The 12,364-nt window shown below is 36.5% G+C and carries 11 protein-coding genes; 4 read left to right on the top strand and 7 right to left on the bottom strand.

The window, feature by feature from the left end:
- Positions 1 to 253 (bottom strand): transposase (locus LX92_RS04280; protein ID WP_211315828.1); only part of this gene is annotated, 253 nt, incomplete at its 3' end.
- Between the two features lie 301 nt (positions 254 to 554).
- Here LX92_RS04280 and LX92_RS04275 point away from each other — a divergent pair.
- The 4 genes from LX92_RS04275 to LX92_RS04260 all read left to right on the top strand — a co-directional run bounded on the left by LX92_RS04275 (position 555) and on the right by LX92_RS04260 (position 5,469).
- On the top strand, positions 555 to 1,388 hold the full coding sequence (locus LX92_RS04275) for a LytTR family DNA-binding domain-containing protein (protein WP_109649006.1): 834 nt from the start codon (positions 555 to 557) through the stop codon (positions 1,386 to 1,388).
- A gap of 102 nt (positions 1,389 to 1,490) precedes the next feature.
- On the top strand, positions 1,491 to 2,705 hold the full coding sequence (locus LX92_RS04270) for a hypothetical protein (protein ID WP_109649005.1): 1,215 nt from the start codon (positions 1,491 to 1,493) through the stop codon (positions 2,703 to 2,705).
- A gap of 162 nt (positions 2,706 to 2,867) precedes the next feature.
- A complete protein-coding gene (locus LX92_RS04265) occupies positions 2,868 to 4,628 on the top strand; it encodes a CocE/NonD family hydrolase (protein ID WP_109649004.1) in 1,761 nt (586 codons plus the stop codon).
- A 388-nt stretch (positions 4,629 to 5,016) separates the two neighbouring features.
- Positions 5,017 to 5,469, top strand: a complete 453-nt coding sequence (locus LX92_RS04260) for a pyridoxamine 5'-phosphate oxidase family protein (RefSeq protein WP_109649003.1) — start codon at positions 5,017 to 5,019, stop codon at positions 5,467 to 5,469.
- An 83-nt stretch (positions 5,470 to 5,552) separates the two neighbouring features.
- Here the strand turns inward: LX92_RS04260 and LX92_RS04255 are convergent, their stop codons facing one another.
- From LX92_RS04255 to LX92_RS04230, 6 genes are all read right to left on the bottom strand, one after another.
- The gene (locus tag LX92_RS04255; RefSeq protein WP_109649002.1) at positions 5,553 to 6,485 is read right to left on the bottom strand and encodes an alpha/beta hydrolase family protein; all 933 of its coding nucleotides are present in this window, start codon (positions 6,483 to 6,485) and stop codon (positions 5,553 to 5,555) included.
- Positions 6,486 to 6,686: 201 nt separating this feature from the next.
- A complete protein-coding gene (locus LX92_RS04250) occupies positions 6,687 to 7,154 on the bottom strand; it encodes a hypothetical protein (protein WP_109649001.1) in 468 nt (155 codons plus the stop codon).
- 114 nt (positions 7,155 to 7,268) lie between these two features.
- The gene (locus LX92_RS04245; RefSeq protein WP_109649000.1) at positions 7,269 to 8,702 is read right to left on the bottom strand and encodes an amidohydrolase family protein; all 1,434 of its coding nucleotides are present in this window, start codon (positions 8,700 to 8,702) and stop codon (positions 7,269 to 7,271) included.
- A 429-nt stretch (positions 8,703 to 9,131) separates the two neighbouring features.
- Positions 9,132 to 10,178 (bottom strand): serine hydrolase domain-containing protein, encoded by a 1,047-nt coding sequence (locus LX92_RS04240; protein WP_109648999.1) that lies wholly within the window; start codon positions 10,176 to 10,178, stop codon positions 9,132 to 9,134.
- 8 nt (positions 10,179 to 10,186) lie between these two features.
- Positions 10,187 to 11,233, bottom strand: coding sequence for a serine hydrolase domain-containing protein (locus LX92_RS04235; RefSeq protein ID WP_109648998.1), 1,047 nt, complete (start codon positions 11,231 to 11,233; stop codon positions 10,187 to 10,189).
- A 26-nt stretch (positions 11,234 to 11,259) separates the two neighbouring features.
- Positions 11,260 to 12,363, bottom strand: coding sequence for an acyltransferase family protein (locus LX92_RS04230; RefSeq protein WP_109648997.1), 1,104 nt, complete (start codon positions 12,361 to 12,363; stop codon positions 11,260 to 11,262).
- Position 12,364 lies beyond the last annotated feature (1 nt).

Here is a 12,364-nt window from a genome sequence, read left to right as displayed (position 1 = left end):
GCCTGTCCTGGGGCGTATCGATGTCGAAGGTGCCGTAGCCGCTCTTGATCGTCTTCTTGCCCTTGCCGTTGCGTTTGTTGCCCTTGGTCCTTTGAACTTCGTTCAAATGCCCCTCCATCTCGGCCTCAAGGGCCTTTTCGATCACGTTCTTCAGCATTGGGGCGAAAGCACCTCCTTTACCGAAAAGGTTCTTGCCGGACATGAACTGGTCAAGCACCTTCTTTTCGAATTCTGTTTGTTCTTCTTTTCTCATGATTCTGTCTGAATAAAATTAATACTTAAATTTATTTCAGACAGAGTTCAGTTTACACCCTCACTGGTAACACCGCATACACAATACCGTTAATTGCACCTCGCCATATATTGTATATTTATTCGAGTCCACGGGAACTACACACATCAGCGTGTATCGCGAATGCGGCGCAATTATGGCTATCCATGAGGTGCACCCCACTACGCCATACACAATGGACGTTAGGCATAATTAACGAGCTGTTTAAACTGGAATAACTTAAATTAGATTTTTAGACACAAAAAACAATTGTAAAAAAACAATGATTTCACTAAATAGAACGATCGCATACACCAAAAAGTGGAAACATACTTTTTTGATTGCGTTATTGTTAGGCGTATTAATTCCAGTTTTGTTAATTACCTTAGAGCCTTTTGATAATAGTAATACTTTCTCTTTTAAATATTTAATTCTTTCGGGTTATGCACTTTGCATAATAATTCCCCTAGTGCTTATTCACCCTATTGAAAATTACGTTTATAAAATTCAAACAAACCGCTGGTTTGTAATAAATGAGACGCTGTATATCACAGTAACACTCTTTCTAATATGTCTTTTCTCTTTTTTTTACCATTTTTATGCGATAAGCGGACTAACTTCATTTACCGCTGAAGCCATATGGGGTTTTATAAAATCCTTTGTAGTACCATTTATACCCATCGTAGTGCCATTATGGCTTTATTTACGCTCTAAATATGGCTTGATAGAGGTTCCGTTGTACTCTAAAGGAAATATCACAAAAACGGTTACTATTGTTGGGAACAATAAAGCTGAAACATTAACAATTTTTGAATCAGACTTTATTTTCGCAAAAGCTCAACAAAATTATGTAGATGTTTATTTTAAAAGTAAAAATGGAATACAACAACAAACATTTCGTAATACATTATCCAATACTATGAAACAATTACCAGAGGCCTGGCAAGTACATCGTTCTTACTTGGTAAATCTCGATTATCTTAAAACTGTAGAAGGTAATGCAAGGAAGCGTTTTATAAGAATCTCAGAAACTGAAGAAACGATTCCTATTTCTCAACTGTACTATAAGGCCTTAAATAAAAGGCTTTCAATTTCATCCCAAGAGCTTCAGAACTAGCCCAAACACCTCAATTTCAACCCAAACATTTCAAGTTAGTCACACTCTTTTTTTGCTTTTGTTTTTATTTCTTCTTTTTGTTTAGAACTTAAAAACAAACAAATGAAAACGCGTACACTTTTTATCTTAGTAATTTCAATAGTACTTTTATTTAGTTGCTCTTCTAGTAAGTATGTAAACTATTTAAAAGAACATACGGAAGTAGTAAAAATGACAGATTCATTGCAGTTTAATTCACTAGACGAAATATTCTATCAAAACAAACTCTTTTTAGTAGGTGAAGTACACGAAGTGGAAACATCTCCAAGAATTGATTTTGCACTATTTACACAACTTAACGAAAGAATAAAGATTGATGTTTATTTGTCCGAAATGGATATAGCTCAAGCTTATTATTTACAAGAGTACTTAAAAGGGTCTAATGAATTGGAACTCAAAAACATATTAAAGGAATGGCCAGTTTATATAGGAAGTATTTCTGAGCAATACAGAAATAAATGGGTGAAAATGAGAACATTTTATGATCAACTACCTGAAAATTCAAAGTTTAAACTTGTTGGTATTGATAGAATTGCAGACTTTGAACTAATTCGAAAATTATTAAAAGAAAAACTTCCGCAGAAATATCATAATGAGATTCATAGTGAGAATGATTCTTTAATTTCTTGGTCTAAAAATAAACTCAATAACATTCTAGAAAAAGAGAAATCGCAACTGGATAAAAACACGCTGAATTTATTAAGAAATATAGAATACAATATTTCTAATTATGGAAGAACAATAAATAGAGATACATTTATGTATCTAAATTTTAAAAGATTATACAAACAAAATCAATGGGAAAGCAAGAACATTTATGGTGGCTTTGGCTTTTCTCATACACTACAAGCCTATAGCTATACTTTTGCTGGACGAATAAAAAAAGACAGTACTTTACCATACACTAACAAAATGGTTAGTCTAAACACCTTGTATATAGACTCTAAATTAACTGTAGATAGCAGAGCACTACCAAAGTTTATGCAAGACAAAGACAAAGCGTTTACAAGATTTCACTACTCACAAGACAATAGACTTTTTATGTACATAGAAGGTATAGCAGACTATAAAAAGGTAACAGAACCAAACACCATAAGTTTGCTTAAATTAGATGCTAAAGATTCACCTTATTTAAATTCGACTAGAGGAACTAAAGTTAAAAAACTGATAACTATTTGGGATGCTTATGATATTATAGATGGCACATCTACTACTGATTATGCGCAATACATACTACTTGTTCGAAATGCAGACTGGATTCAACCTGATGAAAAATAACGAAAGTACATCAACGAGAATAATCAATTGCTAGTTCTAGCCTACTTACGAACCCCGAAGCGTCCGGGGATTTTCTATTCGATTTTTATTTGCTAAATTAACCACTAAACCAAGCAACTACCCATAGCCGAACCATTGTGCACAATTTAACACACCTAGAAAATGACAGCTAAAAGATTTTTATTTATACTCTTTTTTGTTTCAACTTATCAATTCGGTTTTTCACAAACTAATACGGTTGAGTCTTATTACATCCCTGCTGTCAATGGAACCAAGTTGGCTATGGACGTTTACTTCCCAGAAGATTATAAAAATAAAAAACTTCCTGTGCTCTTCGAATTGACTCGATACTGGAGAGGTAAAGAAGACCCGAAATCAGGGAAGCCAATTGCTTCCCTCAACCAATTAGACAAGTATTTTCTTGATCATGATTACATCCTTGCCAAAGTTGATGTTAGAGGAACGGGTGCTTCATATGGAGTTCGTAAAGCCGAATACACGCCTACGGAGGTGAAAGATGCTTGGTACATTGTTGATTGGGTTGTCAATCAAACATGGTCTGATGGCAACGTGGGAGCCTATGGCACTTCTTACGCTGGGACAACAGCGGAGCTTTTATGTGCAACGCAACACCCAGCCATTAAAGCAGTCATTCCTGGGTGGTCAGATTTTGACGTATATGAAAGCCCTAGTCGTCCCTATGGAATGCTTGCAACAAGTTTTATAGCGCCATGGAGTCAATATGTTGATTGGTTAGACCAAAATTCCGTGGAGAATCTGGGTGCAAGTGTGAGGCGTGTCGGTGAAGATTTTCCAATGGATGCAATCAAAGAACATGAAAACAACACAATCGTATTGGAAGCTCTTACTAAAGCACCATATAAGGATTCCAAATTTGGGGATTTCAAATTCGAAGAACTCGACCCCCTGCACTGGAAAAAGGAAATTTCGGAATCAAATATACCCATGCTTGTGCTTACAAGTTGGCTGGATGCAGGTACGGCAGAAGGTACTTTATTACGGTTGCAACATTTTGATAATCCGCAGAAAGTAGTCATGATGCCAACTTCTCATGGCGGAGGTTCTCATGCCAGCCCTTTTCTTGTTTCTGATAAAATGGTGGCCCCTGTTCCATCGGTTACTGAACAGCTTAAACTGCGATTGGACTTCTTTGACCATTACCTAAAAGAAAAAGACAAAGGAGTTGAGGCTTGGCCAACCATTAAGTACTATAATTTTGGAGAGGAATCGTTTAAACAATCTGATATTTGGCCGCCTAAAGGGCAACAAAGAATCCAATACTTTTTAGATGCCAACGGGGAATTAAATACTTCATCATCTGATGAACATCTAGGTATGGATGAATATCTGGTTGACTTTTCGGTAAGTACTGGTACAAATAATAGATGGACAACCCAAATGGGAAAACATATTCTTAACCTCGATAATCGCAATGCTGCCGATTCTTTAATGTTGACATATACTACCGCACCTCTTGCAGAACCTCTTCAAATCACAGGAACACCTGTAATTTCCCTCAATCTGTCTTCAACACACAAAGAAGGGGGGATTTTTGTCTACTTAGAAGATGTTGATCCAAGCGGAAGAAGCAGATATATAACAGAAGGAGGGCTTTTGCTCGAACATCGAAAATTATCTAAGAATGATATGTTTGATAAGATACCGTATCATTCATTTAGAAAATCAGATGCATCACCTATGTCCATTGATAAAATTGAAGAAGTCAGCTTTAAATTACACCCAACATCCATTCTCATCAAGAAAGGACATTCTATCAGAATTGCGATTTCTGGAGCGGATAAGGACACATTTGACAAAGTCCCGACCGAAGGAACACCAACTTTCAGCATATACAGGAATAAAACAAACAAATCTTTTTTGGAATTACCAATAGTAGAATAAAACATGTGTATAACTATGGCCATAAGTAATAGCTTGTTCCCGCCTACTTCCGAACCTGAAGCGTCCGGGCTCTCGGATTTTCAGTTCGGCGTGTACTTGCTAAATTAACCACTAAACCACGCAACAAACCATATGCAATCACAATGGTATGTAATTGCCTGCAGCACGTAGAATCGCGTTTTGTAAACGCTTCCCTTCTACTAATTACATACCATCGTCCACTGTTAATTGCTCCTCGCCATATTATTGTATATTTATTCGAGTCCACGGGAACTCCACACGAAACTACACACATCAGCGTGTAAAGCGAATAAGGGGCAAGTATGGTTATCCGTGGGCGCGCCCCACTACGCCATACACAGTGGACATTGTACACAAGCTAAAAAAAATGAAACTAACAACGGACATTACGGAATATATAAATAGAAGTGTTCTTTGCTGGCTTGCAACCGTATCAGCTGAAAATATCCCGAACGTTTCACCAAAAGAAATTTTCAACTATTACGGAGCAGACAAGATCATTATTGCGAATATTGCTTCACCCCAAACGATTAAAAACATCAAACAGAACGAAAATGTTTGCATAAGCTTCATCGATATTTTGGTACAGAAAGGATTTCAATTAAAAGGAAAAGCACGAATTATTGAAAAAACCAATTCTGATTTTCTGGAAATGGAAAAAACATTGTCCAAGATGACTCATGGAAAATTTCCCTTTTCATCCATAACAGAAATTACCATAGAACAAACTAAACCAATTATTGCACCTAAATATATTCTCTATCCTGAAACAACGGAAAAAGAACAAATTGAAAGTGCAAAAAAAGCTTATGGATTCTAAATCAAACTATAAATGGAAATAAACAAAGGTAACCTCAAATCAAAACTCAATATGGTTAATGAGAATTGGAATTTATTGTTGCCCTAATCTTTAGCACCGCTATTCGTATTATATTTTCTATTTATCCATTGAATTACAATATCAACGGGTTCAGTAGCATCTGAAAATGCCGTATTATGACCTAGTGTTGGGAATAAACAGTATTCGAAAGGTTTTCCCGTAACTTTAAATGCATTAAGATGCTCGATACCCAACTTTACTGGAATCTGTATATCTTTCTCTCCAAAAAGCCAAAGACCTGGAATTGAAAGCGTACTCAGAGCATCTTTAGGGTCAGTACTTTTAAATTGATAGCGATCAGGATCGTTCTTGATATGTTCGCGCACTTCTGCCTCCGTGTGATTTTCCCAAAAATCAGTTCTCCCATCTGTGTAAAACTGAAATCTAAGTTGTTCCAGAGTTGTAACTGTAGGGCAACTAAATAAAATCATGTATTCCACTAACGGGTTCCTATTTGCTGCAATTGGGATTATCCATCCTGCTTGGCTGAAACCCACAAGACCTATAGGTATTTTTTTGTTCTTGTGATGAAGTATGTCCACAGCAGCACTTGCATCTTTCGCCAATAGATCGAGGTTGACCGAATCAATGTTGTTTGTCCCTACTTCCGGACCGGCATAAACTCCGCCCGATTCCCCAACCCCTCGCTTATCATAGGTTAACACCGAGATGCCATTTTTTGCCAAAAGTTCTGCAAACCCAGTCATTCGAGGCTCCTGACCTGAACCATGTACAATGACTAGTGCGGCATGGGAATGTTCCGGTTTATAGATTGTTCCTTCGAGAATCACTCCTTTACTCTTGAATGTTACTTTCTCGGATTTTATGGAGTCCAATGATTGGGATTTTACTTGATTCTGTGTAGAAAAGAAAAAGAATATTCCCAAAAAAATGGAAAAACCTTTCAATTTTTTAGCTGTTTTAATGTCAATCGAAATACAATTTCCCTGGGCCATAATCTGTTTTTATCAAATTCCTTATTTGAACTTTCAATTCTGTATTGGTTTGCCGAGAATGTGTTCTATCCCTACCCTTATTTGAACTATTTTAAAGATACTGATTTATATTTTGAACTGTGGGCGAAAATGGGAAGGCTACTTAAGCTAATAAAAAAAATTATCCGTAAGAGTAAATTCCAACTACAGACTTGTATCCTTTTAAATCCCTAATATTTCAGAAATCAATGTTTTATATTCTTGAACATTCCTCTGATATTTCTTTTGGACGGTATTCCATAATAAAATGCCCATTGCTATAATTAATGCGCCAAACAAATACGTTGAAACACCACTGATTTTACCTAGAATGAGACCAATCAGAAGGCCCAAAATCAAAAATGCATATGTGAATATTACTGATTTCCATAAAAAGTGCTGACTAAATAAAATTTCTACATCGGTCTCATTTTCAATATCTGTTTTTGATAATTTTCCATCAACAATTACATTGTTAAGATAAATTAGGTACCAAGCATATTGAATCCGTTTACGCATTTTGAATTTTATAGCATTTTTTCTATCTCGTTTTAAATTAAACACTAATCCGTCTACAGATTTAAGTTCGGATTCTAAATTCTGACCTATCTCTTTAGGATTACTTTTTACTTTGAAATTCCATTTTTTCATAATCTCGTTTAAAAAATGTGTGGTAACGGTTCGGCGCGTATATTTTGTGATCCTTTATTTGAACTTTAGAGAACTGGACTAGGGCTTTTCATAGGAGGCTTTGTTGGCATTAGTTTATTTTTCAAATATTAAGTTTTCTAAATACCTAAGAGCAGAAGCCATTAGATTCTTCCGATTCTTTGCCTTTTCATTATAAGATTCTAAAGTCTTTCTATCTAATTTCCGTCCATTTACAAAAACGTTGGTCGGGTTTTCAAGTGACGACAACACTAAAAGAGGATTTTCGTCAACTAATAATAAATTAGCAATTTTACCCGCCTCAATAGTTCCCATAGAATTCATAAAGGAATGCGTTTTGGAAGCATTTACAGTAGCTGTTTTCAATACTTCGTAATTAGAAAGACCTGCTTCTTTGTAAAATTTAAGCTCTTTATGCATTGAAAATCCCGGTATGGTAACACCAATACCAGCATCCGTTCCGCAAACTATACTTACACCAGCTTCATGCAGTTTTTGTACAATTGTAATATGAAAATCATGTTGATTTTTTATTCTACTGACTGCGGTTGGATCTTCTTGTTTGGCATTAAACCAACGGTCAAATTGATTTTTGCTATCTACCCTTTTGATGAGTGGATTCATGTACCCCAATGATTCTGAATCTAAAATCGAATCATCAATCATCATTTGGTAGATATTATTAAATACCACAATTGTTGGACAATAACTTGTGTGTTTTGATTCCGCTATTGAATCAATAATTGGTTGCAGTTTAATGGTGTCTAAATCAAACTGCAAAGGTTGCTGTACGATTTCTTCGGCATGCTCAATAGATTTGATTTGGGGATTTAAATGATATGAAAATGGTACTTTTTGAGAGGGATGAGCAACGATATCGATTTCAGAAATTTTAGCTTGTTCAATCACGGCATCAAAGATTTCTTTTTCCAATCCGTAATAAGTTTTGATGAAGTCGTAACCTCTATTTTTATATGCAATCACCTTTTCTTTGGCCTCACCAGGATTAGTTAGATTCAAATTATCGTCACCTATGAATTCTCGACCAGTTAGTTTTGGTCCTGTAGTAAAAAACGTAGGTGAAATGATACCGCCCTTAATTACATCTTCTTTAATTCTTAAATGCATAGGCATACCCCATAAATTTCTTACCGCAGTAACACCATTTGACAAATAAAGACCAAGCTCATACTTATCCCAAACATGAACATGCATATCAATAAGACCTGGTGTTAGATACTTGTTCTTTGCATCAATAATTTGAATTTCACTTACCTCAATATTATCTGCAATCTTTTCAATAATTCCCTCCTTAATATAAACCATTTTATTTACTAAAACGGTGTCTTGATTCATTGGAATTATATTGACATTAGTAATTAGATAAGAATTATTAGATGTAGGGTCATTTTTGTTAACCTTTAAGTAATTAGTTCTTTTTGAATCAACCCAAAGTGTAATGATTCCAGTTATGACAAGTACTCCAATGAGCGCAAATACAATTTTTAATAGTCGTTTAAGTATTTTCATGTTTTTAGTTATCGCTAACAATTGGATACAGATCATATGGCCTATATCCTTTTATATGCTTGTTTTTTTAATGAATATTCGAATACTATTTATTTTAAATGGTTTTGCCATCCTTTATTTGAACTTTTATAAAAATAATGATTTTGGGTTTTGAACTCTGCAAGAAAATGGGAAGGCTACATTACTCCTTAAATACTTTTTATTTACTTTTAAGGAACACCCAAAAGTGCAAGGAATTATAATCACAAATAACCCTAGAGAGTTATTTTAAATTTCGAGGTTCTGTCGTATCTGGTAAAATCCCTATAATTCAAGCCTATTATCAGTAGGGAATAAGAGTCTGGAAAATCAAGTATTTGACTTCCCTCTTTAAGCAAATCGCATTAATAATCAAGGCACTAAAACTGCATTCGATCTTGCATCCTTTATTCAATTTTGTTCTTTTTTCCTGTTCACTATTTTAACGATACGGTTATATATGATTTCAGCTAAATTCCAGTCATATCCATTAAAGTTGGTTGTATTATTAAATTGAACAACAACCGTATCAATGTCTTTGTGGTATTCGGCAATACTTTGATAGCCAACAAGCAGACCTGTATGTTCATACACGTAAATGGATGAATAAATTTCCTCTTCCCCTTCATCAAATACCGAACCATCGTTTAATGCCCGCAAGAATTTACCCACGTCTTCAGCGGTAGCTAGCATTAACCCGGTATCTTCAGTCTTAAAATCTTCCGCAACGCCAACATAATAGCCACTCATGACATCGTCTATATCTACCTCACTTAGTGAACCGAAGGTATGGTTGAGTCCCAGGGGAATCAAAATTTCCTCTTTGATATATTGTTGATGGCCATAACCTAGTGTTTTATCAATAAGGTCAGAGATCAACATATAATTCGTATTTGAATAGCCATAATCTTCACCAGGTTCAAAATCAGCCGGTAGATCCAACGCATAATCAAGTGTTTCTTGTTTATTTTTCGGTGGATTTGTCCAATAATCAGGGTGGTCCACAAAATTGGGAATGCCGCTTCGATGCTGAACCATCATCCTTAAGGTGATTCTTTCGGCATTTTCAATTCGCCCCACTAGTTCAGGAAAGTAATCAGCGAGTGTTTTATCCAACGACAATCGTCCGTCTTTTACCAATTTCGTCGTAGCAACGGCAACATATAATTTGGTGATACTGGCAATCTTGAATAAGGCTTGCGGATAGGCAGGTATTTTATTTTTTCGGTCATGCCAGCCAGCGGCATACAACTCCGGTGGTTTCCCGCCTTGGTCCACATAAACGATCATGCCATCAAACCCATGATTGATTCCTTCATTTAATTGTTCTTGAACCGTATCCGGTAGTGGCAAAATCCAAGCCTTTACCAGTATCCATGGCACGAAATACAAAGAGCCTATACTCGCAAGAACAAATGCTATCCGGAGTATTCGTTTTGTTTGTTTCTTTTTCTTCATGTCGTATTTTATAAATGGTCTGCTTTTGTATTTCTTAGAATTTTCACAATACGACCATATATGGTTTCCGATATATTCCAAGAGTATCCACCACTTGTATTTACAAACTGGATAACGACCGCATCAATATCCTTATGATACCTGGCGATACTTGAATATCCTGGCAATAATCCTGTATGTTCATAGACATAGATAGATGAATAAATAGCTTGTTCATTATCCTTTAGCAAAGAACCATCGTTCAAGGCCCTCAAGAATATGCCCACATCCTGTGCAGTAGCAACCATTGAGCCGGCAGGACTTATAAAATCATTATTCTTCAGATCGTAATCAGAACCTACATCATACCCGCTCATAACATCGTCTAAATTCACTTCGCTTAGCAAACTGTATGTATTGTTCAGTCCTAATGGCATCAAAATTTCCTGTTTGATATATTCATGGTGGCTATATCCCAATGTTTTATCCAAAATTTCGCCGATCAATAGATAATTCGTATTTGAATACCTATATTTTTTATCCGGTTCAAAGTCAGCGGGGGTATCCAGTATCAGACCGAGCGATTCTTCACTGCCTTTCGAATAATCGTTTTCCCAAAAACCCGGATAGTCGGTGTAGTTGGGAATGCCGCTTCGATGTTGTACCATCATCCTCAAAGTGATTTTATCGGCATTCTCAATTCGTCCCACAAGTTGGGGCATGTAATCGGCGAGCGTTTTATCCAAAGACAACTGATTGCCATTAACCAATTTAGCAACGGCGACAGCAACATATAATTTGGTGATACTTGCAATCCTGAACAAAGCTTTCGGGTTGGCGGGAATTTTACTATTCCGATCCTGCCAGCCTGCGGCATAAAATTGGGGTGACTTCCCAGCTTGGTCCACATAAACAATGATTCCATCCAATTTATATCCAATGGCGTCATTGACTTGTTCTTGCACGGTATCAGGTAATGGTGTCAATAGTACTCTTAGCAAAATCCATGGTACGAAGAATAGTGAGCTTATGCTTGCCATAATAAATATGATTCTGAATATTTGTTTTTTTTTCATGCTGTAGTTCATCTTTTTAATCTGAGCTAATTAGTTGATATCGGGTGCTCTTTGGGATTTTTGGCTTTGGCCACTTTGTTCAATTCCCATTTCAGTCCAAACAAAGGTCTTAAGAAACCTATCCTCCTAATGATGAATTCATAAATAAGGTAGCAGGCCAAACCGGTAAAACCTATAATGCCCATGAACTTTAATACGACGGGTACTTCCAATGGCAATATGAACATGGCAGCGGCATATAGGACAAACATATGTATAATATATACGGGATAGGCCGCTTGACTTAAATAGCCCAATAAGGCACTTGGTTTGTTCAAGTACTTATACCCCAAACCGAAGACTCCAAAAATCCAGCAATTCGATTCAATCGCCATGAGGTACCCAGGTGACTCTGTTCCAAATAGAGCGAATCTAACACCGTAAAGAACAGCTGCTAGTCCAACATACAACCATCTCCATTTCAAAACCGTTTGCCAAAACATTTTACCACTGTACACTAAAAGGAAACCGAAAAAGAAAGCGAGAAGCCCGTTAAAAAAACCATGCCAAGTCTGGGCATACAACGCAAACGGTTGAGGGTTCACCAACAAAACCTCGACGACAAAGAAAAGGGTTACCAACAATGGCCCGCCGGGATGACCCATTAGCGTGGACAACACTCTTTGGACCCTACCCTTTTCATTTTTCTTCAGACAGTAAAACACCGGCATAAGCAGAACCACGTACACCAAGATGTTGCCCAAGAACCATAAATGGCCTTGATGGGGATAATAGCCCAAAGGCATATGATAGTATTTTTGAAAAATATACATATGTAATGGGGTTATGGCAACCATGCCGAAGAGAAACGGCACAAGAATACGCTTGCTCCTTTCCTTAAGCAATTGCTTCCAGTTTCGTGTTCGCATGGCGAAATAGAGCCCCATTCCTGATACGAAGAATAAAAAGGGAATTCTCCATACGTTGAGCATGGTCATGGGTTTCCATAATGCCTCAAACGATTCGTCACTCTTTATGAAACCTACGAACAAGGCCCAAGGCTGAAATAGTATCGCTATATGATAGATGAGCAACAAACCAATGGCTATTACCCTTAACCAATCGATATCATGTCTTCTTTCTGTTTTCATT

The organism is Maribacter polysiphoniae (assembly GCF_003148665.1).
GTDB lineage: Bacteria > Bacteroidota > Bacteroidia > Flavobacteriales > Flavobacteriaceae > Maribacter_A > Maribacter_A polysiphoniae.
The sequence above is the reverse complement of the archived record's forward strand: the minus strand, read 5'-3'. Positions and strand labels throughout refer to the sequence as shown.